29 protein-coding genes are annotated in these 25,333 nt (G+C 64.3%); 11 read left to right on the forward strand and 18 right to left on the reverse strand.

Annotated elements, in window-relative coordinates; genetic code table 11:
- Nucleotides 1–16 precede the first annotated feature (16 nt).
- Both AC0ZT5_RS25565 and AC0ZT5_RS25570 read right to left on the reverse strand, forming a co-directional pair.
- Nucleotides 17–397: a nuclear transport factor 2 family protein gene (locus AC0ZT5_RS25565; protein ID WP_488498704.1), complete on the reverse strand. Its 381-nt coding sequence runs from the start codon at nt 395–397 to the stop codon at nt 17–19.
- A gap of 85 nt (nt 398–482) precedes the next feature.
- Nucleotides 483–1,337 carry an SMP-30/gluconolactonase/LRE family protein gene (locus tag AC0ZT5_RS25570; protein ID WP_488498705.1) on the reverse strand — a complete coding sequence of 285 codons (855 nt, stop codon included), beginning with the start codon at nt 1,335–1,337 and terminating at the stop codon, nt 483–485.
- A gap of 114 nt (nt 1,338–1,451) precedes the next feature.
- On the opposite strand from AC0ZT5_RS25570, the gene AC0ZT5_RS25575 reads away from it, so the two are divergent.
- Nucleotides 1,452–2,258 (forward strand): helix-turn-helix domain-containing protein, encoded by an 807-nt coding sequence (locus tag AC0ZT5_RS25575; protein WP_488498706.1) that lies wholly within the window; start codon nt 1,452–1,454, stop codon nt 2,256–2,258.
- A gap of 44 nt (nt 2,259–2,302) precedes the next feature.
- Here AC0ZT5_RS25575 and AC0ZT5_RS25580 read toward each other — a convergent pair whose 3' ends face one another.
- The 3 genes from AC0ZT5_RS25580 to AC0ZT5_RS25590 form a co-directional block, all read right to left on the reverse strand.
- Complete coding sequence (locus AC0ZT5_RS25580) at nt 2,303–3,109, reverse strand: C40 family peptidase (protein WP_477280771.1); 807 nt, start codon at nt 3,107–3,109, stop codon at nt 2,303–2,305.
- Nucleotides 3,110–3,212: 103 nt separating this feature from the next.
- Complete coding sequence (locus AC0ZT5_RS25585) at nt 3,213–4,154, reverse strand: CHAD domain-containing protein (protein WP_488498707.1); 942 nt, start codon at nt 4,152–4,154, stop codon at nt 3,213–3,215.
- Nucleotides 4,151–4,624, reverse strand: a complete 474-nt coding sequence (locus tag AC0ZT5_RS25590) for a CYTH domain-containing protein (RefSeq protein ID WP_488498708.1) — start codon at nt 4,622–4,624, stop codon at nt 4,151–4,153. Before AC0ZT5_RS25590 ends, AC0ZT5_RS25585 begins: the two co-directional genes overlap by 4 nt.
- A gap of 103 nt (nt 4,625–4,727) precedes the next feature.
- On the opposite strand from AC0ZT5_RS25590, the gene AC0ZT5_RS25595 reads away from it, so the two are divergent.
- The 4 genes from AC0ZT5_RS25595 to AC0ZT5_RS25610 are packed head-to-tail and all read left to right on the forward strand — an operon-like array spanning nt 4,728 to nt 8,437.
- Nucleotides 4,728–5,420, forward strand: coding sequence for a CerR family C-terminal domain-containing protein (locus AC0ZT5_RS25595; RefSeq protein WP_488498709.1), 693 nt, complete (start codon nt 4,728–4,730; stop codon nt 5,418–5,420).
- Between the two features lie 13 nt (nt 5,421–5,433).
- Nucleotides 5,434–6,387: an HlyD family secretion protein gene (locus tag AC0ZT5_RS25600; protein ID WP_488498710.1), complete on the forward strand. Its 954-nt coding sequence runs from the start codon at nt 5,434–5,436 to the stop codon at nt 6,385–6,387.
- Complete coding sequence (locus tag AC0ZT5_RS25605) at nt 6,384–7,304, forward strand: ABC transporter ATP-binding protein (protein WP_488498711.1); 921 nt, start codon at nt 6,384–6,386, stop codon at nt 7,302–7,304. Before AC0ZT5_RS25600 ends, AC0ZT5_RS25605 begins: the two co-directional genes overlap by 4 nt.
- Nucleotides 7,301–8,437, forward strand: coding sequence for an ABC transporter permease (locus AC0ZT5_RS25610; protein ID WP_184872811.1), 1,137 nt, complete (start codon nt 7,301–7,303; stop codon nt 8,435–8,437). Before AC0ZT5_RS25605 ends, AC0ZT5_RS25610 begins: the two co-directional genes overlap by 4 nt.
- Before the next feature lie 137 nt (nt 8,438–8,574).
- Here the strand turns inward: AC0ZT5_RS25610 and AC0ZT5_RS25615 are convergent, their stop codons facing one another.
- Nucleotides 8,575–9,552 (reverse strand): threonine/serine dehydratase family protein, encoded by a 978-nt coding sequence (locus AC0ZT5_RS25615; protein WP_488498712.1) that lies wholly within the window; start codon nt 9,550–9,552, stop codon nt 8,575–8,577.
- Between the two features lie 121 nt (nt 9,553–9,673).
- Complete coding sequence (locus AC0ZT5_RS25620; RefSeq protein WP_488498713.1) at nt 9,674–9,997, reverse strand: hypothetical protein; 324 nt, start codon at nt 9,995–9,997, stop codon at nt 9,674–9,676.
- Between the two features lie 172 nt (nt 9,998–10,169).
- Between AC0ZT5_RS25620 and mbfA the strand changes: the two genes are divergently transcribed.
- Entirely contained in the window at nt 10,170–11,153 is a 984-nt protein-coding gene (mbfA, locus tag AC0ZT5_RS25625) for an iron exporter MbfA (RefSeq protein ID WP_488498714.1), read from the forward strand.
- Between the two features lie 126 nt (nt 11,154–11,279).
- On the opposite strand, the gene AC0ZT5_RS25630 is transcribed toward mbfA, so the two are convergent.
- The 3 genes from AC0ZT5_RS25630 to AC0ZT5_RS25640 all read right to left on the reverse strand — a co-directional run bounded on the left by AC0ZT5_RS25630 (nt 11,280) and on the right by AC0ZT5_RS25640 (nt 12,260).
- The gene (locus AC0ZT5_RS25630; protein WP_488498715.1) at nt 11,280–11,624 is read right to left on the reverse strand and encodes an antibiotic biosynthesis monooxygenase family protein; all 345 of its coding nucleotides are present in this window, start codon (nt 11,622–11,624) and stop codon (nt 11,280–11,282) included.
- A complete protein-coding gene (locus tag AC0ZT5_RS25635; protein WP_488498716.1) occupies nt 11,621–11,953 on the reverse strand; it encodes an NIPSNAP family protein in 333 nt (110 codons plus the stop codon). Before AC0ZT5_RS25635 ends, AC0ZT5_RS25630 begins: the two co-directional genes overlap by 4 nt.
- 97 nt (nt 11,954–12,050) lie before the next feature.
- The gene (locus AC0ZT5_RS25640) at nt 12,051–12,260 is read right to left on the reverse strand and encodes a DUF1127 domain-containing protein (RefSeq protein WP_488498717.1); all 210 of its coding nucleotides are present in this window, start codon (nt 12,258–12,260) and stop codon (nt 12,051–12,053) included.
- A gap of 68 nt (nt 12,261–12,328) precedes the next feature.
- On the opposite strand from AC0ZT5_RS25640, the gene AC0ZT5_RS25645 reads away from it, so the two are divergent.
- Complete coding sequence (locus tag AC0ZT5_RS25645; RefSeq protein WP_488498718.1) at nt 12,329–13,003, forward strand: ArsR/SmtB family transcription factor; 675 nt, start codon at nt 12,329–12,331, stop codon at nt 13,001–13,003.
- A 37-nt stretch (nt 13,004–13,040) separates the two neighbouring features.
- Here AC0ZT5_RS25645 and ligD read toward each other — a convergent pair whose 3' ends face one another.
- Both ligD and ku read right to left on the reverse strand, forming a co-directional pair.
- Nucleotides 13,041–15,590, reverse strand: a complete 2,550-nt coding sequence (gene ligD / locus AC0ZT5_RS25650; RefSeq protein ID WP_488498719.1) for a DNA ligase D — start codon at nt 15,588–15,590, stop codon at nt 13,041–13,043.
- 13 nt (nt 15,591–15,603) lie between these two features.
- Nucleotides 15,604–16,476 (reverse strand): non-homologous end joining protein Ku, encoded by an 873-nt coding sequence (gene ku, locus AC0ZT5_RS25655; RefSeq protein WP_488498720.1) that lies wholly within the window; start codon nt 16,474–16,476, stop codon nt 15,604–15,606.
- Between the two features lie 377 nt (nt 16,477–16,853).
- On the opposite strand from ku, the gene AC0ZT5_RS25660 reads away from it, so the two are divergent.
- The 4 genes from AC0ZT5_RS25660 (at nt 16,854) to AC0ZT5_RS25675 (ending at nt 19,472) form a co-directional block, all read left to right on the forward strand.
- The gene (locus AC0ZT5_RS25660) at nt 16,854–16,994 is read left to right on the forward strand and encodes a hypothetical protein (protein ID WP_095083793.1); all 141 of its coding nucleotides are present in this window, start codon (nt 16,854–16,856) and stop codon (nt 16,992–16,994) included.
- A gap of 179 nt (nt 16,995–17,173) precedes the next feature.
- Nucleotides 17,174–17,647: a thiol-disulfide oxidoreductase DCC family protein gene (locus AC0ZT5_RS25665; protein WP_488498721.1), complete on the forward strand. Its 474-nt coding sequence runs from the start codon at nt 17,174–17,176 to the stop codon at nt 17,645–17,647.
- Between the two features lie 206 nt (nt 17,648–17,853).
- Nucleotides 17,854–18,228: a YciI family protein gene (locus AC0ZT5_RS25670; RefSeq protein ID WP_184873322.1), complete on the forward strand. Its 375-nt coding sequence runs from the start codon at nt 17,854–17,856 to the stop codon at nt 18,226–18,228.
- The gene (locus tag AC0ZT5_RS25675; protein ID WP_488498722.1) at nt 18,225–19,472 is read left to right on the forward strand and encodes an RNA polymerase sigma factor; all 1,248 of its coding nucleotides are present in this window, start codon (nt 18,225–18,227) and stop codon (nt 19,470–19,472) included. Before AC0ZT5_RS25670 ends, AC0ZT5_RS25675 begins: the two co-directional genes overlap by 4 nt.
- 20 nt (nt 19,473–19,492) lie before the next feature.
- Here AC0ZT5_RS25675 and AC0ZT5_RS25680 read toward each other — a convergent pair whose 3' ends face one another.
- The 6 genes from AC0ZT5_RS25680 to hrcA form a co-directional block, all read right to left on the reverse strand.
- Nucleotides 19,493–20,119, reverse strand: a complete 627-nt coding sequence (locus AC0ZT5_RS25680) for a glutathione S-transferase family protein (RefSeq protein WP_488498723.1) — start codon at nt 20,117–20,119, stop codon at nt 19,493–19,495.
- A gap of 414 nt (nt 20,120–20,533) precedes the next feature.
- Entirely contained in the window at nt 20,534–21,514 is a 981-nt protein-coding gene (cysK, locus tag AC0ZT5_RS25685; RefSeq protein ID WP_184872824.1) for a cysteine synthase A, read from the reverse strand.
- A gap of 214 nt (nt 21,515–21,728) precedes the next feature.
- Complete coding sequence (locus AC0ZT5_RS25690; RefSeq protein ID WP_488498724.1) at nt 21,729–22,346, reverse strand: LysE family translocator; 618 nt, start codon at nt 22,344–22,346, stop codon at nt 21,729–21,731.
- 139 nt (nt 22,347–22,485) lie between these two features.
- Entirely contained in the window at nt 22,486–23,856 is a 1,371-nt protein-coding gene (locus AC0ZT5_RS25695; protein ID WP_488498725.1) for a PQQ-dependent sugar dehydrogenase, read from the reverse strand.
- A 92-nt stretch (nt 23,857–23,948) separates the two neighbouring features.
- The gene (locus AC0ZT5_RS25700) at nt 23,949–24,146 is read right to left on the reverse strand and encodes a hypothetical protein (RefSeq protein WP_095084361.1); all 198 of its coding nucleotides are present in this window, start codon (nt 24,144–24,146) and stop codon (nt 23,949–23,951) included.
- 22 nt (nt 24,147–24,168) lie between these two features.
- Nucleotides 24,169–25,254: a heat-inducible transcriptional repressor HrcA gene (gene hrcA, locus AC0ZT5_RS25705; protein ID WP_095083770.1), complete on the reverse strand. Its 1,086-nt coding sequence runs from the start codon at nt 25,252–25,254 to the stop codon at nt 24,169–24,171.
- Between the last annotated feature and the right edge of the window lie 79 nt (nt 25,255–25,333).

Consider the following 25,333-nt stretch of genomic DNA (forward strand, 5'->3'; position numbering starts at 1 on the left):
TTATGGCGGCCAGGCTTCAGGGAATCCGCTCGACCCATTGCGCACGCGAAGGCCCCGGCTCGAACGGATCGCCGAAATACTGCGTCTCGCGGGCCACCTTGCCATCGAGGAACTCCATGATGCTCACCGTGTAGGACGGCCGCCCGTCATAGGCCAGGACATATTCAGTGACCCAGAGGTCGCCCGCTCCGGTGATCCGCCGCACCGTGAAGCGCTTCCGGTTCGGCTGCGCGGCGCGAGACGATTGAATCTGGCGCCTTCCGCGGATGCGCTCGCCCGATTGCGGATAGTCGAGCACCGCATCCTCCCGGTAAATCTGGTGCTCCACCTCGAAATCGTTCGCATCGGAGACGGCCCAGTGGCGAACCAGAGCCGCGCGGATGTCCCCGTCTTCCATATCGAAACTCCTTCGCCGCCGATGCTGGGCCAGCGTACCATACGCGAGCCTGGAGGCCGGGACGAGCCGGCTAACAATACCACCCTCAGTCGAGTGTCAGCGCGGCCACTTCGCCCTCATTCATCAGCGGCACGAAAATGGTCGACTTGCCGTCAGTGCCGATGTCGGCGCTGCCCGGCTTGAAATGCGCCAGCGCTTCCGGCGCGGCGCCGGCACGGTAGCGGTAGAGCGTGCCGGTCATGTAGGCGGTGGCGTAGATGGTGTCTCCGATGGCGATGACGCCGTCGAGGTCGGCGAATTTCTGCGCGCCGGGCAGGGGCGAAACCGCCTTGCTGGCGAGATCGACCGACAGCAGCCCGCCCGGTTCGGCCGTGCTGAAATCGGGCTTGATGCCCTTGCCCCATGAGGCCACGATCAGCCGGTTGCCGTCGGCGAAGACGCCGTTGGGCGAACCCAGCGCCGCATCCTTGACGAACAGCTCCGGCCGGTCGCCGTCGATGCGGTAGATGGCGTCGGCCAGCATGTCGGTGACGTAGACCTTGCCGGATTGGTCTGATGTCATGTCGTTGAGGAAGACGGCATTCGGCACCGTGATGCTGGAAACCAGTTTGCCGCTGGCGAGATCGACGACGCGGACCTTGGTGATGTCGGCGACATAGAGCTTGCCGCCCGATATCGCCATCCCCTTGGGCGCGTCCATGCCGTCGGTCCAGTGCTGGCTGATCGTCTTGCCGTCGGTGGACAGCACCGAGAGATAGCCGTTGCCGTCGGCATCGCCGGGATTGCCGACGATGTTGGAGACGATGATGCGGTTGTTGGCGGCGTCGAACAGCGCCGATTCCGGCTGTTCGAGGCCTGCCGCGCGCCAGAGCTCACCAGCTTGGGCGGCGGGCGCCGCCACAATGCCGATGACTGCGAAAAGGGGGATGAAGCGGTTCATGAGTGCTCTCCTGTGATGACGGAGGAAGAGCTATGGTTTTCGATACTTTCCGAAAAGGCAGATTACCGCTAGTATCGTAAATCGATACGAAACTGCCGGCAAGAGGTGCATCCGATGAACGGTTTGATCTTCGAGGCGCTGAAGCGGACGCTGAAGGCCAAGGGCGTCACCTATCGCCAGCTTGCCGAACGCATGGGCGTTTCCGAGCCGACGGTGAAGCGCATCTTCCACGAACGCAACTGCAAGCTCGACCGGCTGATGGAGATCTGCACGGCGGCCGGGGTCGAACTGGAAAACGTGCTCGGCTCGATGAACCGCGGGCCGGGGCCGGTCAACCACATCGCCCCGGACATCGAGCGCAAGCTCGCCGGCCGGCCGGCGCTGCTGTTCATCTTCGTCATGCTGTCGGAGAAGTTCACCCCCGAAGGCATCATGCGCTCGCAAGGCCTGAGCGAAGCCTCGATGTTCCTCTATCTGCGCGATCTGGAGGAGCTCGGCCTGATCGCGCTCGGCCGGGGTCTCACGGCAAGGTTGCTGGTCGAGACACCGATCCAGTGGAATTTCGAAGGGCCGCTGAGGCCGCTGTTCGAGATGACCAACAAGAATTTCATCGGCTGGGCCATCACCCATATCGAGCGGGAAGCGACCTTCGTCAGTTTCAGCAGGCGGATGCGGCCGGAAACGGCTGAGATGGTGCGGCGTGAGGCGGAGGATCTGGCCAACCGCGCCAAATTGCTTGCCCATCACGACCAGCACACCACGCCCGAGGAGGGGCTGGTCGGCTTCAAATGGACGTTCGCGTTTGGCGCTACGCCGTTTCAGGCGATCATGCCGATCGGTCCGCACCCGCGCGATGCCGGTGCAAGGCCGGACAGCCGAAGCGCCGTTGCCGCCAAAGGACGACGGCCACTGCCGGCATAAACAGAGAGATAGAGCCGTTTCTGTGAAACGCTTAAGGCGAGCCGCTATTCGGCAGCCTTCGTCTCGGGCTCTGCAGCCTTGTCGTCCCAGGTCACCGCCCGGTAGTCGAAACCATATTCCAGCGTCGGCTTGACGATGCGGAAATACGGCGACAGGTCGAAGTCGCGCGGCGTGTACAGCGAGTGGTGACGGATGTGCAGGATTTCCCGGCGTGAATAATTGGACTGCGCCGAAGCGCGGCCGGGCGCGCGGGTGATTTCGGGCAGGATCGGATAGCGGATCTGGCCGTAGGCCTCGGCGATCAGCGAGGAACAGATGGCCCGTGTCGGGTCGCCGGAGCCGAATGCCAGCATGCGGCGGCGCCAGCGCACCGGCACCGGCGGCGCCGGCAGGAAATAACGCAGCATGTCGAGGATGTTCTTGAGATCGTATTTCAGGCCGAGCTTGCCGATCATGAAGGCGACGACCCTGTCGCGGTCCTCCGGCGCCAGGCCGCTCGCCCGGCAGATGCGGGTGTTGTAGGTGCGATAGCGCGACAGCGGCACGGCGACGCAGCCTTCGCCCATCGAGACCTCGATCAGCCGCGGCCTTTCCGTTCCGTCTTGCGGCTCGGGCAACGCATCGCCGACATAAAGGGCCGCATGCGACCAGGTCGACTGGGTCAGGTACTTGATCACCGCCGAGATCTTCTGGTTGCCCTCGATCAACAGGATGTCGCCGGGCTCCAGTGCACGGCGCAGCGTCTCGGCATCGGACGGGGTATAAGGTTCGTAGCCGGAAGACTCTTCCTGCAGCGCGCCGGCGAGCCGGCGGCCAAGTCGATCCAGAAGCGTGTCTCTGAGCTCGGTCATGCCAAATGCCGATTAGCACGGGCAGGCGCTCGGTTCCAGCGGGAGGGTGGTTGAGCCGACGTCAGCTCCCCTCCACAAGCGGAGAAGGGAGAGGACAGCTCCGTCAGCCGGCGGTTGCGATCAGATCGTCCTGGGCTGCCTCGGCCAGATCGCCGCGCGCCTTGCGGGCCAGTTTGCGTGTCGAGCGTTTGGGACTGTCGCCGAACAGCTCGGCGGCCTCGGTCAGGCAGGACTTCTTCAGCTGCTTTTCCGACCGCTTCAGAAGCTTGCCCAGGAGCCTGGTGTCTTCGGCCGGTCCGAGCGGACGGTCATCGGCCTCGAGCAGGTCGCGCATGACGAACAGATCATGCAGGTCGCCCAGCCGCTCACCCAGTGCGTCGACCGCCTTGCGCCTGGCCTTGATCGGCGTCGGCCACAGCCTGCCGAGCAGCGACAGATGCATGCCGTGCGTCTTGGCCGCCTTGCGCAGATCGTGGAAATCATTGGCCGCGCCGCGCGATCCGGCCTTGTCGAGCGCTTTCCTGGCCCGGCGCAAGGTGGTGCGGGCGCCTTCGGCAAGCACGTCGGCCGCTTGTTCCGGCTGATCGGGCAGAGTGAGGGTTTCGATCCGCTGCAGGCCTTCCTCGCAAGCGGCGGTCGCAGCAGCGATCGCGGCATCGAGCCCCGCGCCCTCATGCAATTCATGCTGGCGTGCGATCAGCCTGTCGCGCACCGCAGCCAGCCCGTCGTCGGCGCTTTCCTTGGGAAAGCTTGCCGCCAGCCGGTCGATGGTCTCGATCAGCGCCGTCGCCTCGCGCGGCCCGGCAAGCAGGCCAGCCACGTTGCGGTAGCATTGGTTCTCGGTCTCGCAGAATGTTTCGCCACCGGAACGAACAAGTCTCAGCAAGGCGCGCGCGCTCTTCAGCCGCTTGCGGCATTTGTGCAGTCCCTGTTCCGGCCGGCTGCGCGCGGCGTCAAGATGGGCCAGTGCCTTGCCGATTTCTTCGGCAAGGATACGCCTGACCTCGCCGGTCAGCGGCAGGCGTGGATCGATGCGAAAACTCATGCGGCGATCTCCGGAATCCCCCCGAGGGCGAGCGACGCGTTGTAAAATTCAGACTCGCCAGTGACCTCGCGGCCGAGCCAGTCAGGCAGCATTTCGGCAGGCACGTCCTCCGGCGTCTCAAGTTCGGCGACGACAAGTCCCGCAAGCGGGCCGCCAAAGACATCGACCTCATAGAGATAGCCGCGATGCCTAACATGGTGGCGTGTCTTCTCTATGACACGCCCAAGCGCGAAGGCCTGCATCTCCTTGGCCTCCGCCAGCGGGATCGGATACTCGAATTCGTCGCGCACGCGCGCCCTGCTGCCGAATTTGAGCGTCAGCTTGGCGGAAGCGTCGTCGCTGATGCGGATGCGCAGGGTTCGGCCGGGGGTCGCGGCAAGGTAGAACTGGCGAATGCGGATATCCGCCTCGACCAGATCCCGCCATGCTGTGCCGGAGACCAGGAATTTACGTTCGACTTCCTTGCCCATGGCCGCGCACTAAAGCGTTAACGGCCGGCCGTGGCAAGATGGTCGCGTACACAAGTTTGAGTCATCGATTGACTTTAATCAATCGATTGATTAAAGTGCGCTCATGATCAAGTTGCCCGACACCGGAAGTCCCCGTCGCGAGACGTCACCCGCCGAGATGACGCGTTCGGCCCTCGTCCAGGCGGCGCTGAAACTGTTCGGACGGCAGGGTTTCGACGGCACCTCGACGCGCCAGATCGCCGCCGAGGCAGAGGCCAATATAGGCTCGATCGCCTATCATTTCGGCGGCAAGGAGGGCCTTCGCGCCGCCGCCGCCGACTTTATCGTCGAGACCATCCAGGCGGTTGCCGGCCAGGCGCTCGGCAATGTGCAGGCAGCCACACCGGGACCGGCCAGTCCGGAGGTGGCGCAAGCGCTGCTCTTCGCGGCGCTGGAGCGGATGGTCGGCTTTGTCGTTGCCAGCCCACAGGCCGGCGAGATCGTGCAGTTCGTGCTGCGCGAGCTTTCGCATCCGACGGCAGCGCTCGACCGCATCTATGACGGCGTGTTCGAGCCGACGCACCGCCGGCTGTGCCAGCTCTGGGAGCAGGCGACGGGAGAGCCGGCCGAAAGCGAGGCCACGAGGCTCACCGTGTTCACGCTGATCGGCCAAGTCATCTATTTCCGTATCGGCCGCGAGGCGGTGATGCGCCGCATGGGGTGGAACGACATTGGCGCCGCCGAGGCGGCCAAGGTGGTGGCGGTCATATCGGGCAATCTCAGGGCCATATTGGCCGCCCGCAAGGTGCAGGGATGAAGGGGCAAAGACCATGAGCTTTCTCTGTTCGCTGCCGCTCGCCGCGCAGCTTTTCAGCGCCTGTGCGCCGGCAGCGCCGCTGGCCGTCGGCTATGTCGAGGGCGACTATGTGCTGCTGGCGCCGATCGAGGTGGCGCAGGTCGAGACCGTCACCGTCAAGCGCGGCGATCGTGTCACACCCGGCACGACCGTGGTGACGCTGGAAAGCGCCGACGCCAAGATCGCGGTCGCGCAGGCCGAGGCCGGCCTGGCCCAGGCCCAGGCGCAATTGGCCGACCTGCAGATCGGCAAGCGCCCGGAAGAGATCGCGGTGCTCAAGGCCGAGGTCGACATGGCCAGCGCGCAGGCCGCCGACGCCAAGCGCAAATACGACCGGGCCGCCGATCTGTTCAAGCGCGGCGCCGGCACGCAGGCCGATTTCGACACCGCCTCGGCGACGCTGGAGACAGCCAACGCCCAGGTCGGCCAGGCCAATGCCAATCTCGCCGTCGGCGGCCTGCCGGCGCGCCCGGAGACGATCAAGGCCGCCGACAACCAGGTCAAGCAGGCGCAGGCAACCCTGGAGCAGGCGCGGTGGCGGCTGTCGAAGCGGGTGCTGGCGTCGCCGTCGCCGGGTCGCGTCAACGATGTCATCCGCAATCCGGGCGACACCGCCGGACCGACCTCACCGGTCATTTCGATCCTGCCCGACGGCGCCGTAAAACTCAGCGTCTACATCCCGGAAGCCGCCTTTTCCTCGGTCAAGGTCGGCACCTTGCTCGGCGTCCATTGCGACGGCTGCGGCCCGGACGTGAAGGCGCGGGTCAGCTACGTCTCGCCGGATCCCGAATTCACCCCGCCGGTGATCTATTCCTTGGAGAACCGGCAGAAGCTGGTCTATCTGGTCGAGGCTCGGCCGGAGGGCAACGCCGGCCCGCTGCAGCCGGGCCAGATCGTCGATGTCGATCTCGCGGATGGCGGACAATGAACGCCATCGACGTCCATGGCCTGGTCAAGCGGTTTGGCGACAAGACCGTCGTCGACCATGTGACGATGACGGTCGCCGAAGGCGAGATCGTCGGCTTTCTCGGTCCAAACGGTTCGGGCAAGACCACCACCATCCGCATCATGTGCGGCCTGCTGACGCCCGACGAGGGCGAAGGCACGGTGCTCGGCTTCGACATCCGCACCGACAGCCTGCGCATCAAGCGCGAAGTCGGCTACATGACGCAGAAATTCTCGTTCTACGAGGATCTGACGATCGGCGAGAATCTCGAATTCGTGGCGCGGCTTTACCGGTTGAAGCCGGTCGCGGAGCATGTCGCGAGAACGCTCGAAGACCTCGGCCTGACGTCGCGCCGCAACCAGCTGGCCGGCACCTTGTCGGGCGGCTGGAAGCAGCGCCTGGCGCTGGCCGCCTGCATCATGCACAAGCCGAAGCTGCTGCTGCTCGACGAGCCGACGGCCGGTGTCGATCCGAAGGCGCGGCGCGAGTTCTGGGACGAGATCCATCGCCTCGCCAGCGGCGGGCTGACCGTGCTGGTCTCCACCCACTATATGGACGAGGCCGAGCGCTGCCACCGCATCAGCTACATCTCCTACGGCAAGATGCTGGCCACCGGCACCGTTGCCGAGGTGGTGAAGAATGCCGGACTGACCACTTTCGTCCTGCAGGGCCCGCAGCTCGACCAGGTGGCTGAGGCGCTTCAAGGCCGCCCCGGTGTCGACCAGGTGGCGCCGTTCGGCGCGACGCTGCATGTCGTCGGCTCCGACAAGAAGAAGCTGGAAGCCGCGCTCGCCGATGTCGAGAAAGAGCACAAGGGCGTGAAGGTGGCGCCGGGCGAATCCAGCCTCGAGGACGTCTTCATCCAGTTCATGTCCGGTTCGAAGGACAACATGGCATGAACAGCGTCTTTTCCTTCGCCCGGCTTGGTGCGCTGCTGATCAAGGAGTTCATCCAGATGCGGCGCGACCGCATCACCTTCGCCATGATGCTCGGCGTGCCGCTGATGCAGCTGGTGCTGTTCGGCTACGCCATCAACAACGATCCCAAAAGCCTGCCGGCGGCACTCGTGGCGACGAGCAGCGACCCCTATACGCGCGCCATGGTCTCGGCCCTGCAGACGACCGGCTACTATCGTTTCGACCATGTCTCGCAGAGTGCGGCCGATGCGGAATTCCTGATGTCGCGCGGCGATGTCGCCTTCGTCGTCACCATCCCGGCCGATTTCGCCCGCCGGGTGGAGCGTGGCGACAGCCCGCAGATCCTGATCGAGGCCGACGCCACCGATCCGGCCGTCGCCAGCGGCGCCATCTCGACGCTCGGCACCGTCGCCAGCCAGGCCCTGCTCAGGGCGCGCGGCATGCAGGAGGCCGCCGCCGAGGCGGCCCTTGGCCAACTCGAAGTGGTGGTGCACCGGCGCTACAACCCGGAAGGCATCTCGCAATACAACATCGTGCCCGGCCTGCTCGGCGTCATCCTGCAGATGACGATGGTGATGATGACCTCGATCGCGCTGACGCGTGAGACCGAGCGCGGCACCATGGAGAACCTGCTGGCGATGCCCTCCAGCCCGCTCGAGATCATGATGGGCAAGGTGCTGCCCTATCTGGCGGTCGGCGGCGTGCAGGTCGTGGTGGTGCTGGCGGCGGCCAAACTCTTGTTCGCCATCCCCTTCACCGGGTCGATGTCGCTGCTCTTGACCGCGGTGCTGATCTTCGTGCTGGCGCTGGTGCTGCTCGGCTACACGATCTCGACCATCGCCCGCACACAGATGCAGGCGCTGCAGCTCACCTTCTTCTTCTTCCTGCCGTCGATCATGCTGTCCGGCTTCATGTTCCCCTATCGCGGCATGCCCGGCTGGGCGCAGGCGTTCGGTGAGATCCTGCCGCTGACGCACTTCCTGCGCATCATCCGCGCGGTGATGCTGAAGGGCGCTGAACTGCCGGCGGTGGCGACGGAGATCGGCTGGCTGGTGGTGTTCGTGGCGTTGTTTGCCGGCGTCGCGCTGGTTCGGTTCAGGCGGACGCTGGATTAGGGTCAGGCTTGCTTCTGCGACGGTGGCGATTGGCGAAAGCGGAGATAACGACCAATCTCCCCCTTGCGGGGGAGATGCCCGGCAGGGCAGGGGGAAGGATCGCTGCGGCTGTCACCCTGCTTGGCTAAGTTCTTCGCCTATGCCGCAGCCATGATCTCCGCATAAGTGTCGAAATCGACGTTGCCGCCGGACAGCACCACGGCAACGCATTTGCCTGATAGCTCGATCTCGCCCGATGACAGTGCCGCCAGCGCGACGCAGCCGCCGGGTTCAACCACCAGCTTGAGATAGGCCATGGCATCGCGCATCGCCTGCGCCGTCGCGTTGTCGGAGACGGCGATGGCCCCGGCAAGGTTCCCGCGGTTGATCTCGAAGGTGATCACGCCGGGTTCGGCAACGAGGATCGCATCGCAGATCGAGCTATGGCCGGGCTCGTTCGCGACCCTTTCGCCCTTGATGAGCGAACGGCGGGTGTCGTCGAAATGCTCAGGCTCCACCGCCCAGACCGCGGTGTCCGGCGAGGCGTCCTTGACGGCAACCGAGATGCCGCTCGACAGGCCGCCGCCGCCGCAAGGGATGACGACCGCGTCGAGGCTGACACCAAGCGCTTTCGCCTGGCGCATCAATTCGAGGCCGATCGTGCCCTGGCCGGCGATGATGGCCGGGTCGTCGAAGGGCGGCACCAGCACCATGCCCCTCTCGACGTAAGGGCGCACCACGGTCATGCGGTCATCGCGAAAGCGGTCGAACGGCACCACCTCGGCCCCCATCTTGCGGACATTGCCGACCTTCATCGCCGGCGCGTCGGCCGGCATGGCGATGACCGCCTTGACGCCGAACATCGCCGCTGACGCCGCGACGCCTTGCGCATGGTTGCCCGACGAGAAGGCGACCACGCCACGGCTGCGCTCCTTTTCGCTGAGTGAGGAGAGCTTGTTGTAGGCGCCGCGGAACTTGAACGAGCCGGTGCGCTGCAGCGTCTCCGGCTTGAACAGGATACGGGCGCCGAAGCGCCTGTTCAGCTCCTGCGATTCGATCAACGGCGTTTCGACGATCAGGCCGGAAAGCCGGGCTGCCGCGCGGTGGATGTCTTCTATGCCGGGAGGGGTGGTCATTGCGGATCCTGCAAAAAGATGGTCCGGCCATGGTGCACGGAAACGGCCGCGCGACACCAACGAAAAAATGTGACGGTTACAAGGTTGGGGAGTCTTGCCGGTGTTTGTGCCTTGCTGCCACTTATCCCAGCAACGCCCGCTGCCGCCTGGTGCCACCCAGCTTGCGCCAGCTGTTAAACCGATGCGTGGCGGCGGCGAAGGAGATTTTCATCTGCTGGGCGACCGAATAGCGCGACTTGCCTTCGTCGAACATGCGGTAGCAGCACTCGACGCCCTCTTCTGTCAACTTGCCGTCCGGTGCCTTGTTGTGCGGATTGGCCGGATCGAATTTCTCGACCTGCTGCTCGACCAGGCTTTTCAGGCGCTGCAGATCGGCCTCGATGCTGGCGATGAGGTCGAGAACGGGCTTGGGGTCATAGTGTTGCGGGGGCTGGTTTGCCGTCATCTGCGGAATCCTTTTGCTTGGCTTAGCCAAATATAGGTGAACATTCGCTGATAATGAAGGGGTGCGGCTCGCGCGCGGGCTTCAACAATTGTTGACCGCGACCCAGGCGCGCATTGACCTAGGGCACATCAAACCATAGTTTAGAACCATTCTAAACTAGGGTGAATTCCTCATGCTTTCCCGTGTTTTCGGTTTCGGCCGCCGTCCCTTCGAATCGCTCTCCGAACAGGAGATCCTGGCACTGGCCATTTCGTCCGAAGAAGATGACGGGCGCATCTACCGGGCCTACGCCGACGGACTGGCGGAAGGCTTTCCGCAATCGGCAAAGGTGTTCGAGGAGATGGCCGAGGAAGAGGATGGCCATCGCGACTCGCTGATCGAGCTTTTCCGCAAGCGTTTCGGCGATCGCATTCCGCTGATCCGGCGCGAACATGTGAAGGGCTACTTCGAGCGCAAGCCTGACTGGCTGGTGAGGCCGCTCGGCATCGAGCATGTGCGCAGCCAGGCCGAGGCGATGGAGCGGCGCGCCTATCTGTTCTACGTCGAGGCGGCCAAGCGCACCACCGATGCCTCGACCCGGAAACTGCTCGACGATCTGGCGGTGGCCGAGCAGGGCCACGAAACGCTGGCGCAGCGTCTGGAACAAAAGCACGTGCCGGGCGAAGTGAAGGACGAAGAGGCCGTTGCCGAGCAGCGCCAGTTCATCCTCACCTATGTGCAGCCGGGGCTGGCCGGGTTGATGGACGGATCGGTGTCGACGCTGGCGCCGATCTTTGCCGCTGCTTTCGCCACGCATGACACCTGGCAGACGCTCCTGGTCGGACTCGCTGCCTCTATCGGCGCCGGCATTTCGATGGGCTTCACCGAGGTTGCGTCCGACGACGGCAAGCTGTCGGGCCGCGGCTCGCCGATCAAGCGCGGCCTGACCGTCGGCATCATGACGACGCTCGGCGGGCTCGGTCACGCGCTGCCCTATCTCATCCCGCAGTTTTGGACGGCGACGGCGGTCGCCGCGGTGGTGGTGTTCTTCGAATTGTGGGCGATTGCCTTCGTCCAGAATCGCTACATGCAGACGCCCTTCCTGCGTGCCGCCTTCCAGGTGGTGCTGGGCGGCGCGCTGGTGTTCGCTGCCGGCGTGCTGATCGGGAATGCTTAATTTGACGACAGGGTCGGCGCCGCCCCTCACCCTTAGCGTTGGAGCGCTTCCCTTCTCCCCGTCCCTTACGGGGAGAAGGTGCCGGCAGGCGGATGAAGGGCAACGCCGACACCTACCCGCTAACCTTCATCCATTCACTGCGCGGCTATCCGCCGGCGCCTCTGCCCTCTCCGTCAGCCCGTAGTCACGCACGACATGGGCGATGCGCAGACGGTAGCCGGCAAAGATACCGCCACGGCCGGCCTTCTGCGCCTGCCGGTGCTCCTCGGTGTTGCGCCAGGCCTTGACCGCCTCCTCGTCGCGCCAGAACGACAAGGACAGGATGCGGTTCGGGTCGGAGAGACTCTGGAAGCGCTCGATCGAGACAAACCCGTCGATGCCGTCGAGCAGAGGGCGCAGGTCGGCAGCGATGCCGAGATAGGCATCGCGTCTGCCTGCCGCCGGTTCGACCTCGAAGATGACGGCGATCATATCTTCACCAAGGGAGCGTGCGGGCCGGAAGCCAGTTTCAGGAACATGCGATCCTCCCTATGGATGAACTTTTCGCGGCGGGCGAACTCGTAGTTTGCCTTGCCGGCGGGGTCGGCGGCAAGCCGGGCGCGATAGGCCTCGTAGGCCGCCAGGCTGTCGATGCTGTAGGCGGCATAGGCCGTCGTGGCCGAGCCCTCATGCGGCGCGAAATAGCCGATCAGGTCGGCGCCGCAACGCGGAATGACTTGGCCCCAGTTGCGGGCATATTCCTCGAAGGCCGCCTTGCCGAACGGGTCGATCTCATAGCGGATGAAGCAGGTGATGGTCATGGCGGTCTCCTTGGCGGGTTGATGTCTTCTTGCGGCGACATTTCGAGCGGGGTCGAAGCATCCCCAGGGTCGATGTGCTAGGCAATTCCCTTGCGGGTCATGCCTGCCAGAAGGATTTCGCGCATTCACGGCGCACGTCTTCCGGCGTCAGGCCGAGGTCGCGCAGCAAATGATCGTCGATCTCGGCGAGGTCGAGGCGCTGGACATGGCGGTCATGCCACCGGGCCAGCAGCCGCAAACGGAACCAGGTGACGAACGGGAACGATCGGCGGCTGGGTAGCGGTGCGGAGGTGGAAGCGGTTGTCATCGTCGTCTCCTTGATCTGGTCGGAGAATAGTGGTTATCTGACAAGAATGCTTCGATGAGGAACGAACTATGCGTGAAGGACCCGACATCGCCCGTATCGCCAGCCTGGTCGGCGATCCGGCGCGGGCAAACATGCTCAACGCGCTGATGGGCGGCACGGCCTTGACGGCGAGCGAACTGGCGCTCGAGGCCGGCGTGTCGTTGCCGACGGCCAGCTCGCATCTGTCCAAGCTGATGGAGGGCGGGCTGCTGACGCTGGCGAGCCAGGGAAGGCATCGTTATTACGGCCTCGCTGGACCGCAGGTGGCGGGCATGATCGAGGCCATCACCGGTGTCGCGGAAGCCGTTGGCCCAAAGCGCGTCCGGCCGGGCCCGCGTGACGGCGCCATGCGCGTGGCTCGCGTCTGTTACGATCACCTCGCCGGCGAGCAGGCGGTGGCGATGCTCGATCGTTTTGTCGAGAAGGAAATCCTGCTGCGCGACGACAAGGAGATCAGGCTCGGGCCGTCGGCGGCACCGCATTTCGCAGCCATCGGCATCGATGTCGATGCCAAGCCGCGCCGGCCGGTCTGCCGCGCCTGCCTCGACTGGAGCGTACGCCGTTCGCACCTCGCCGGCACGCTTGGCGCTGCCATCCTCGACAAGATCCTCGCCGAAAAATGGGCGCGCCGCGAGAAGGACAGCCGTGCGGTCATCTTCTCACCGCCGGGCAAGCAGGCTTTCGAGAGGATGTTTTTGGGCTGAGACGTTGGCGGGACAGCCCGCGCATGTGCGGAAGAAACTAGCCCCGCCTCAGCACCTTCCCCTGCCCGAAGAAATCCGCCCACGGATCGGCTTCGGCCAGCTGCTTCAGCGTCGTCTTGTCGCCGATCGGGAAAGCGTTCGGCGCCAGCCCGGCCTCGATCTCGGCCCAGGTCACCGGCATCGACACGGTGGCGCCCTTCTTGGCGCGTGATGAATAGGGCGCGACCGTGGTCGAGCCCCGGCCATTGCGCAGATAGTCGACGAAGATCTTTCCCGTGCGCGCTTTTTTCGACAGCGTCGCCGTGTAGCGGTCGGGCGAGGCCTGTTCCAGCGCCTTGGCAAAATCATAGGCAAAGGTCTTCACCGCTTCCCAATCGGCCGATGGTTTCAGCGGCATCACGACGTGGTAGCCCTTGCCGCCCGACGTCTTGACGAAATTCGGCAGCGACAGCTCGTCGAGCTTGCCTCTGATATCGAGTGCGGCCTCGCGCACCGCCTTGACCTCGACGCCTTCATCGGGATCGAGATCGAAGATGATCTGGTCCGGCTGCTCAAGCGCATCGACGGTGCAGCCCCAGATGTGGATCTCGACCACGCCGTATTGGACCAGTGCCGCAACACCGTCGAAATCGCGGATGAACAGGATCTCCTCGCCGTCGGTCGGGTCTTTCATCCGGGCGATCTTGTCGCTCATGCCGGCCGAGGCATGCTTTTGGAAGAAGCGCGGGCCCCCGACCCCGTCCGGCGCCCTGACCAGGCTGAGCGGCCGGTTGACGATGAACTGTTCCATGCGCGGCCACACCTGCGCGTAATGGTCGAGCAAGCCTTGCTTGGAAATCTTTTCCTCGGGCCACAGCAGCTTGTCGGGGTGGGAAAGCTTTACGCTGGTCGTCATCGCTCCGGCAGGTTTGCCAGCGCTGCCTGGCACCGGCTTCGCCTTGGCTGGGCTCTTACCTGCCTTGCCTGTCGAAGCCTCCCCTGTCGAAGACTTCCCTGCCGCAGACTGGGGCTTTTCCTGCACGACTTCCTCCGCCGGCTTGTCCTCGCGCAATCCTTGGAACGATGCATGGCGTATCATACGGTCGGATGTCCAGCTCCGGAACTCCACTTCGCCGACCAGTTCGGGCTTCACCCAGACCAGACCCTTGCCTTTCGGCACGGCCTTGTCGAAGGGCGAATGCTCCGCCTTCAGTGCATCGAGTTTTGTCTTCAATTCGGTGGCCATCTTGGCCGAGAAGCCGGTGCCGACACGGCCGGCATAGTGCAGTTCGCCATTCTCGTGATAGCCGACCAGCAGCGAGCGCAGCCCGCGCCCGGTCTTGTCCGACGGCAAATAGCCGCCAATGACGAACTCCTGCCGCGCCGTGCACTTCGACTTCACCCAGGACGGACCACGCCCGCTGCGATAGGGCGCATCGGCGCGCTTGGAGACGACGCCTTCAAGCCCCATGCGGCAGGCATGCTCCAGCATGATTTTGCCGGGCTCGGCGAAATGGTCGCTGAAACGGACGGCCGAGTTCTCCGGCTGCTTGCCAAGCAGGTCCTGCAGGGCCTGCTTGCGCTCGACCAGCGGCTCGCCGCGCAAATCCTTGCCATCGAGCCGCATCAGGTCGAATACATAGTAGATAAAGCGATCTGTCCGTTTCGCGGAGAGGTCGGCCTGCAGCAGCGCGAAGGACGACACGCCGCTGTCGGCCAGCACGACAATCTCGCCATCGATGATGGCGTCCCTGCATTTCAGTCCGGCGAGTTCCGCGGCAATTTCGTCGCCGAACTTTTCCGTCCAGTCGAGGCCGGTGCGGGTGAGCAGCCGCACCTCCGTGCCGGCAATCTGCGCCTGCATGCGATAGCCGTCGAACTTGACCTCGTGCAGCCAGTCCTTGCCCGGCGGTGCGTCCCGCTCCAGCGTCGCAAGCTGCGGTTCGACGAAGTCCAGGCGCCTGCCGGTCTTTGCCTTGCCTGCGGCCCGCTTGTTGGAATGCCAGACATCAGGCTTCTCGCCCTTGGCCGCCTTGCCTTCGCCGACTTCCTCGATCGTCAGGCCCGACTTCACCGATTCCGGCGCCTCTTTCAGAATGTCCTCGCCAGGGCGCGCCGCGGCATCGTCCGATTTGATCAGCAGCCAGTTCTCGCGCTTTTCGCCCGCGCGCGGCTTCAGCCGCACCAGATGCCAGAGACCATGCAGCTTGTGGCCTTTCAGTTCGAAACTGATATGGCCCTTCTTCATCGCCTTGGCCGCGTCGATTTCGGGAACCCAGGTACCCTCGTCCCAGACGATCACCGACCCGCCGCCATATTCGCCCTTGGGAATGGTGCCCTCGAACGGTGCATAGTCGATCGGATGGTCCTCGACATGCACGGCCAGCCGTTTCTCATGCGGGTCGAGGCTTGGGCCGCGCGTCACGGCCCAGCTCCACAGCACGCCGTTATGCTCCAGGCGAAGGTCGTAATGCAGCCTGGTCGCAGCATGCTTGTGGATGACGAAGATGCCGCTCGCCTTGGCGTTCGTGCCGCGCGCGACCTTGCCGGCCGGTTCGGATGTCTTCTTGAAATCACGCTTGGAATGATACTGTTCGAGGCTGACCATTGGTCTCTGATCCTCAGGCCGATTTGCGCTTGGACGCGCCGGCTTTCGGCTTGCTGCGTTTGGCCGCCGGTTTTGCTTTTGCCGGCGCGGAAGCCTCCGATGCGCCGGCATCCGACGACAGGCTCTTCTTCAGCGCGTCGAACAGATTGACGACGTTGGAGGGCTTCGGCTCTGCCTTGGCCTTTGGCGCCTTCCTGCCGGCCTTCCTGGCGCGGATCAGCTCCAGCAGCGCGTTCTCGTATTTGTCCTCGAACTGCGAGGGATCGAACTTCGCCTTCTTCTTGTCAATGATCCGTTCGGCCAGATCGGTCATCTCCGGGTCGGTCTTCACATCCTTGATGTCGCCGAAGACGGAGTCCGGTTCGCGCACCGTGTCGTCGTAGCGCAGCGTCGTCAGCACCATGCCCATGCCGCGGGGTTCGATCACCACCGGACGTTCGCGGTTGTAGAGCACGATGCGGGCCAGCCCGGCCATCTTCTTGTCCGCCATCGCATCGCGGATGACGGCAAAAGCCTCTTCCGACACCTTGTCGGCCGGCGTCACATAGTAGGGGGTGTCGAGATAGATCTGCTGGATCGAGGATTTGTCGACGAAACCGTCGAGCGCCATCGTGTGCGAGGACTCGATCTGCACCGCCTCGATCTCGTCTTCCTCGATGCGGACGAAGTCGCCGTCGTCGACTTCATAACCCTTGATCTCGTCCCCCTCCCGCAACGGCTTGCCGCTTTCCGCATCGACATAGATGCGTTTTACCGTGTTGCCGGTCTTGCGGTTCAGCACCCGGAACGAGACCTTCTCGGCGTGAGTGACGACGTTGGTCAATTCGACGGCACAGGTGACCAGCGATAGCTTCAGATAGCCCTTCCAGGCTGGACGCGGCGCCATGACAATTCCCTTCGCAACAGGTCTCGAAATCCAGAACGACTGGAGCCTGTTCCAGTTCCGTCACCGATCGCTATCGCATGCCCGGCCGGGATTTCCGGCGCTGCGTCGGCCAGCAAGGAAATTTCGCTAGCGCGGCAAGATTTGAAACAGAACCGCGCGCAGGCGACATTCAAACGAAACATATGTGATGCAAAAGTCACATTGGCAGAAATGTCGACGGACCACACGGAAAGACCCCGAATCAGCCGCATTCCGGCCACGAACCAAGGCCTTTTCGACCAGATATTAACATCGTGTTCACCGACTATTCACGCCTCGACGCTATGATGCCCGCAATTCGGAAGGGACATCCGAAAATCGGGACAGGGACAGGTAAAATGAACTTCCTCACGCACCTCATCGGCTATGCCGCCGCCATTCGCGAATTCGTTGCGCCGACCTATCGGCCGGAGCGCTACTACATGCGCGGCCCTGGCCCGGCCAGCGCCCGTCGCGGCAATTCGTTGAGCGCGCGCTGACCATGACCTTCGAGAGCCGCCACGACAGCCGGATCTGCCGGCCGGCCGCCGAATCCCGCGCCACCACCTATCGCGCCGAGCGTCCCGCTCTGACCGACAGGCGGCGTGCGATATCGCCTCGGCTTTGATACCGCCTCCGGCTGGCTTAGTGTCCTAGGGCATAAGCAGCCGAAGCCCGCGTGACCGACCTTCCCAATCCAAGTCGTCCCCATTCAAGTCGACCCAAGTCCGTCCGTCCCTCCGACCCCCTCGATCGCAGCCATCCGCTGATCGTCTTCGACGGCGTCTGCGTGCTGTGCTCCGGCTTCGTGCGCACGGTGGTCAGGCTCGACCGTCAAAGCCGCTTCCGCTTCGCCCCCGCGCAGTCGCCGTTCGGCGAAGCGTTGTTCAGGCAACACGGGCTGCGCACGGATACCTACGAGACCAATCTCGTTCTGATCGACGGCATCGCTTTCACGCATCTCGACAGCCTCGTTGCCGTCATGGCGGAGCTCGGCTGGCCGTGGCGGGCGGCCAAGGTCCTGTTGCTGCTGCCGCGCCCGCTGCGCAACTGGCTTTACGACCGCATCGCCGAAAATCGCTACGCCCTGTTCGGCAGGAAAGACAGTTGCGGCATTCCTCCTGCCGAACTGCGCGAGCGGTTCCTGGGCTGAAAGCGCGGCTCTGGGAGCAGCGAATGAGGCGTCTCATTGTCGGCTACGGCACCTCTATGGGTGCGGGCGATCACAAAACAGTTGGCGGCTTGCGAAAAAAGCCGCCGCAGCCGAAAGTTTTTTCCGCAGCCTGTCGAAATCGGGCGATGCCGCGCGACATACGTCCGGCTCGCAATGACGCGGCCTCGAAACCACGGGAGAAGACCATGCAGTATCTGCTTCTTATCTATTCCAGCGAAGCCGGAATGGCGGCCGCGCCCAAGGAGGCGATCACCCAGATGAGCGCCGCTTATGGCGCCTATACCGAAGCGATGAAGAAGGCCGGTGTGTTCGTGGCCGGTGAGCGATTGAAACCAACGAAGATAGCAACCACCGTACGGGTGGCCAACGGCAAGACCAATGTGATTGACGGCCCCTATGCCGATACCAAGGAGCAACTCGGCGGCTACTATTTGATCGAGGTGCCCGACATGGACGCGGCTATTTCGTGGGCGGCACGCTGTCCCGGTGCCAGCGCCGGCACAATGGAAGTGCGGCCGATCTGGCCGATGGCCGAATACATGACAACATACACTGCATGAAGGCTGTCGGGTCAGATGCCGCCAGGGCGGTCGCCGAGGCCGCCGCCCGGCAGAGCTACGGCAAGCTGGTCGCCTGGCTCGCGGCGCGCACGCGCGATGTGGCTGCGGCCGAGGATGCGCTGGCCGATGCCTTTGCCGAGGCGCTGGAACGCTGGCCGCGGACTGGCGTGCCTGAAAGGCCGGAAGCCTGGCTGCTGGCCGTGGCAAGGCGCCGGCGCGTCGATGCGGTGCGGCGCCGGCTGACCAGCGAGGCCGGCCGCGATCATCTCAAGCTGATTGCCGAGGAGGCGGAGGCGCGCATGACCGACGAAGAGCTACCCGACGAACGGCTGCGGCTGATGTTTGCTTGCGCGCATCCGGCGATCGAATCGGGTGTGCGCGCACCGCTGATCCTGCAGACGGTCCTGGGCTTGGACGCCGCTACCATCGCTTCTGCCTTCCTGGTCTCGCCGACAACCATGGGCCAACGCCTGGTGCGTGCCAAGACCCGCATCCGGGAAACCGGCATTCCGTTCCGAGTGCCTGAACGTGCCGAACTCGGCGAGCGGCTGGACGCGGTGCTGGAAGCGATCTACGCCGCCTTCGCCGAAGGTTGGTCCGATCCGGCCGGCACCGAGACGCAGCGCCGCAATCTGGCGACCGAAGGCATTTGGCTCGGCCGGCTGGTGGCTTCGCTGATGCCGGATGAGCCGGAGGCGCTTGGCCTGCTTTCGCTGATGCTGTTTGCCGAGGCACGCCGCGCGGCGCGGCGCGATGCGGCCGGAGATTATGTGCCGCTCGCCGAGCAGAAGTGCGCGGAATGGGACGCCGTCTTGATCGAGGAAGCGGAATCCCTGCTGCGCCGCGCCGCCGCCATGGGCGTCATAGGCCGTTACCAGCTCGAAGCGGCCGTACAATCCGTCCATGCTGCGCGACGGCTGACCGGCCTGACCGACTGGGCCGCGATTCGCAATTTCTACGATGCGCTGTCAGTCATCGCCGGATCGCCGGTGGTGGCGATCAACCGCGCGGTGGCGATCGCGGAGGCCGAAGGCGCTGTGGCGGGGCTGGCGGCTCTGTATGTGCTGGGCGACGACAAGCGGCTCAACGACTATCAGCCTTATTGGGCGGCGCGTGCCGGTCTCCTGGCCAGGCTCGGTCAGGTGCCGCAGGCGATCGAGGCCTATGACCGGGCGATCGGCCTTGAGCGCGACCCGGCGGTGCGCCGGTTCCTGCAGGGAAAACGGGCAGCGCTCAGACATTAAGCCTCGCCGTCGGCAGTCGCTCAGGCCGGCCACATCTCATGTGCCGTGTTGAGCGTCTTCATCAGCGGATGTTCGCGCAGCCCGGCCCACAGGCGTTCCACATTCGGCCACACCGCGCGCACCCTGTCGGTGTCGGGATGCCACGCCACCAGCATGACGAGGTAGATGTCGGCCACCGACATCCGGTCGCCGACCAGCCAGTCGCGGCCCTCGAGGGCGGCATCGAGGACGGCGAAGCCCCGATCCATTTCGGCGATGGCCGCTTGTTTGACGGCCTTCGTGCCGTCGGCATCGGTCGTGTAGCGATGGGCATAGTAGAGCCGCAGGATTGCCGGATAGAGCACGGACGACATGAAGGCCATCCAGCGCAGAAAGTCGGCGCGCGCCGGCGCGTCGACCGCCGGCGCCAGGCCGGCATCGGGGTGACGCTCGGCAAGCAGGATGCAGATCGCCGCCGATTCGGTCATCGAGCTGCCGTCTGGCAAGGTCAACACCGGAACCTGGTTCAGGGGACTGATGTCGACAAATGCCGGATCGGGCCGGTCCGTCTTCGGCACGTCGATCTGCTCGAACGGAGCGTTCGCCAGCGCCAGCGCCGCCTCGACGACAAAGCCGCCGCTGCCCGGACGGGTATAGAGCTTGTACATGAAATTTCTCACCGGCCTGCGTAAAGCAGGCCGGTGACGATTTGCACGGGAAGCAGGTTCTGCTCAAGTCGGTGCCGGCCGCCACGGGCGGTTTTTTCGGGGGCCAGCGAGCTGCGACCGCTCGTTGAAGCGTCGTCAACCAATGTCCCAGTGGCATTGCAGAGCTGCGAGATTGTTGATTAGCCCTCGCTTCGTCATCCACGGAACAAGGAGCGAAGCGACGCAGCGCAGACCCGAGGATCCATGCCGTGACGTTTCAGCGTCGCGACGGTGCGGATGGCCCTCATCCTTGCATGGCCGCATTCCCCGGCCGCCGTCGCGGCATGGATCCCAGGGTCTGCGCGCCGCTTCGCGTCGCTCCGCCCTAGGATGACGAAGGGAGGAATGCGGCGGTCAACCTCCGCCGTCGAGACCCTAAGCCCCCAACCCCTCGAACAGGATGGTCGATAGATAGCGTTCGGCGAAGGACGGGATGACCACGACGAGGTTCTTGCCCTTGTTCTCCGGCCGCGAGCCGACCACGATTGCCGCCTGCAGGGCGGCGCCCGACGAGATGCCGACCGGCACGCCTTCGAGGCGGGCGACGAGGCGGGCATTGGCGACCGAATCCTCGTTCGAGACCTTGACGATCTCGTCATAGATCGTGGTGTCGAGGATCTTTGGCGCAAATCCGGCGCCGATGCCTTGGATCTTGTGCGGGCCGGGCTGGCCGCCCGACAGCACTGGCGAGGATTCCGGCTCGACGGCGACGACATGCACCGAGGGCTTGCGCTTCTTCAGCACCTGGCCCACGCCGGTGATGGTGCCGCCGGTGCCGATGCCGGCGACGAAGATATCGACCTCCCCATGCGTATCGTTCCAGATTTCCTCGGCCGTCGTCGTGCGATGGATTTCCGGGTTGGCGGGGTTTTCGAACTGCTGAGGGATGATCGCATTGGGGATCGTCGCCGCCAGCTCGTCGGCCTTGGCGATGGCGCCCTTCATGCCTTTCGGTCCCTCGGTCAGCACCAGCTCGGCGCCGAGCAGCGCCAGCATCTTCCTGCGCTCGATCGACATCGTTTCCGGCATCGTCAGGATCAGCTTGTAGCCCTTGGCGGCCGCGGCGAAGGCAAGCGCGATGCCGGTGTTGCCCGACGTCGGCTCGATCAGCGTGGTCTTCCCGGGAGAAATCTTGCCGGCGGCCTCCAGCGCCTCGATCATCGCCACGCCGATGCGATCCTTGACCGAGGCGATCGGATTGAAGAATTCGAGCTTGGCGATGAGATTGGCGACGATGCCCTTTTCCTTGGCGAACTTGTCGAGCCGCACCAGCGGCGTGTCACCGATCGTGTCGGTGATGGAATCGTAGACGCGGCCGCGACCGGGCACGCGGGCAGGGGTGACGGGCTTGTTCATTGGTTTCGCTCCCAGAACTTCAGGCAAGTGAGATTTTCAGGCAAGTGGAGGACTTCAGGCAAGTGGCATTGCAACCGGCAAGATAGGACCTTCGGCCGCGCAAGATAGACTGTCGGCCGAAAATATCGAGTGGGACCCATGTCTAAAACATCGGGCTCACGGAAAAGCGTTTCCTGGAAAGGCCTGTCCCTGGGATGGTTTGGCTGAAAGGGGCCTATTGACGGGCGGCAATCGCCGCCGCGGCGCCGACCATGAAGCCGGCGGCGGTGCGGTTCAGCGCCTTGAGCGCGCGCGGCGATTTCAGGAACCAGCGCGCCTTGGCCGCCAGCGCCAAATAGGGCACCAGCACCACCAAAAGCACGACGATCGTCAGCGCGACCAGTATGCCGTAGTCGGCCAGCGTGATGGTCTTCAGGTCGACGATAGTCGGCGTGATCGCGAGGTAGAAGATCATCGTCTTCGGATTTCCAAGCGTGACGGTGAGGCCGGCGAGGAAGCTCGAAACCAGCCCGCCCTTGCCCTTCTTCGCCTCGACTGTTTCGGGCGTGATGCCGCTGGTCCAGAAGCGCCAGCCGAGGAAGGCGAGATAGGCGACACCAAGCCATTTGATGACCAGAAACACCATGCCGAAAGTCTGCGCGACGAAGGCCAGGCCCAGCACCACGGCGGTCAGATAGGTGAGGTCGCCAAGCATCAGGCCAAAGGACATGGCCAGCGACGAGCGGAAGCCGGAGCCGAGCGCCCGCGCGACGAGCGCGGTGACGCCGGGGCCGGGAATGGCGGCGGCGATGCCGAGGGCGGCACTGTAGGCGAGGAAGCCGGTAAGGGTCATGGTTGCGGCCTTGCGCGTCCAAAGTCTTGATTTTTTATGCGTATCGTTGTTGCAACGACGACTTATGACACAAGGTCAGCCATGCGGGAATTCCCTGAAGCCGGATTCGATTGCACCACGCCGGCGTGCGACCACGCCGTCAGGAACGGCCGCCACTATAGGTGACGCGCCAGATGGTGCCGTTGCCGTCCTCGGTCACGATCAGCGCACCGTCGCGGGCCACCGCGACGCCGACCGGTCGTCCCCACACCTCGCCGTTGGAGACGACGAAGCCGGTGATGAAGTCCTCGTACTCGCCGGTCGGCCTGCCGTCCTTGAACAGCAATCTCACCACCTTGTATCCGGTTCGGTTGCCGCGATTCCATGAACCGTGCAGGGCCACGAAAGCATCGCCTCTGTACTCGGCCGGAAAACCGGACTCGGCGGGCAAGTCCTTTCCATCGTAGAAGGTAATGTTGAGCGGCGCCGAGTGCGCCTGCATCAGCACATCGGGAATGGTCACCTTGCCGGCAAGATCGGGGCGTTCGCCCTTGTGGCGCGGATCCTCGTTGTTGCCGATGTAGTACCAGGGCCAGCCATAGAAGGCGCCGTCCTTGACCACAGTCGCATATTCGGACGGCACATTATCGCCAAGCGCATCGCGCTCGTTGACGACGCACCACAACGCCCCGGTCGTCGGCTGGACCGTCATGCCCGAACAGTTGCGCAAGCCGGTGGCGACGATGCGGCCATTCTTGCCGTCGGGGTCGAAGGCCAGCACGTCGGCACGGCCGTCCTCGGACCCCCAAGCAGCACCCAGCGGCTGCGACTTCGTCCAGGCGTCGAGGCCGCCATCCGGCTCCTTTGCCATGTTCTCGGCGACGTTCGATCCCGAGCCGACCGACAGATAGAGCGTCTTGCCGTCCGGCGAGAAGACGATGTCGCGGGTCCAGTGATGATTGGCAGGGATGTTGCCGACGATGGTTTCCGGATCACTGGCCGCCTTCAGGTCACCATTGTGGTAGGCAAAGCGCACGATGCTGTCGCTGTTGGCGACATAGACCCATTGCGGGTCGTTGCCTGGCGGGTAGAAGGCGATGCCGTATGGCTGGTTGAGATCACCGGCAAAGATGCTGTCCTTCGCCGGCTTCGCGCTGCCCTCGGCAAGGCGATAGACGCGGATCTGGTTGGCTTCGCTGTCGGCGACGAACAGGTCGCCATTCGGCGCGGTGCGCACGACCCGTGGATTGCCAATGCCCGACGCGATCAGCTCGGCCAAAAAGCCCGGCGGCAATTTCGGCTCGGCGTCTGCCGGCCGGTCGGCGAGGCCGGCGCCGTTCGAGGCGGATTTGGTGACATAAGGCCTAGGCAGGTCTTGCGCCTTGATCAGGCGGCGCACCCCTGGCCTGTCGGCACGCCAGTCGCCGAAGGCGGCGGCACCCCTCAGTACCGGCTGCTCCGCCTGCTGGGCCAATGCCGCGGTCGTGACAAACAGTGCGGCAGGAAACGCCAGCCCGGCCAATCGGATCATTTTGTCCTCCACCTTGTCGCGAAGGAATCAACGGCCTGTTTGTTCCTCGGTTCCGCCTCACACGATGAGTTGAGGTGAAACGGTCTCCAGCCTCAGGTGCCGGCCGCGTAGAAATCGTCGTCGAGGCGCTTTTCCAGTGCGACGAGATCGGCCGGCAGCGGCAGGCCCATGGCGCGCATTTCCTGCAGTTTCTCGCGCAACTGCTCCTGGATTTCGTGCTGGTCCTCCGGCTGGTTGACCATTTCCTCGAGCAACAGACTGATCCGGGCCTTGAATTCTTCGAGCGCCATCGTCGTCTCCTCGGTTACCAGTTCAACGCAGCATGCGGGAAATCAGCTGCGCCGTATAGTCGACCATTGGCACGATGCGCGCATAGTTGAGCCGGGTCGGGCCGATGACGCCGAGTGCGCCGACGACGCGGGCGTCCTTGTCGCGATAGGGCGCGACGACGAGCGACGAGCCCGACAGCGAAAACAGCTTGTTTTCCGAACCGATGAAGATGCGCACGCCCGATCCCTGTTCGGCCAGATCAAGCAGCTGGATCAGCCCGTCCTGCGTCTCCATGTCCTCGAACAGGTGACGCAACAGTTCGATGTCGGCCTGGGCGGTGACGTTTTCGAGCAGGTTGGCGCGGCCGCGCACGATGAGCCGCGCCGGCAGGCCGCTCTCCGCGCCGGCCCACACCGCCAGCCCCTTCTCGACCAGATCTTGCGACAGCGTGTCGAGTGCGGCCCTGGTCTCTTCCTTGATGCGGGCAATCTCGATCCGCGCCTCGGCCAGCGTGCGGCCGCGAATATGGGCGTTGAGGAAGTTCGAGGCTTCGTGCAACTGCGAGACCGTAATGCCGGCCGGCAACTCGACGACGCGGTTTTCGACGTCGCCGTTTTGCGACACCAGCACCGCCAGCGCCTTGGTCGGCTCGAGCTGGATGAATTCGATGTGCTTCAGCGCCACCTCGTTCTTGGCGGCCAGCACCAGGCCGGCGCCGCGCGACATGCCCGACAGCATCTGGCTGGCCTCGGTCAGCATGTGTTCCAGCGTCGCACCCGAGCCGGACGCGCGCACCTGCGCCTCGATGGTGCGGCGCTCCTCGTCGGAGAGGTCGCCGAGTTCCATGAAGGCATCGACGAAGAAGCGCAGACCGGCCTGCGTTGGCAACCGGCCGGCGGAAATGTGGGGGGCATAGATCAGGCCGAGATGCTCGAGGTCGCTCATCACGTTGCGGATGGTGGCGGGCGACAGTGAGGACGGCAGGATGCGCGACAGGCTGCGTGATCCCACGGGTTCGCCGTCCTTCAGGTAGGAATCGACGATGCGCCGGAAGATGTCGCGCGAACGCATGTCGAGCGACTGTAGCGCAGGCGACAGCAGACTGGGTTCGGCGACTGCCTTGGTCATTAGGCCAAAAACCTCCGGCCCAAGGATATAGACTTCACCATGGTCCGCGCAACCCGGTGTCTGTATCAGTTCACCCGGC

The sequence above is a fragment of the Mesorhizobium sp. CNPSo 4670 genome (assembly GCF_057784235.1).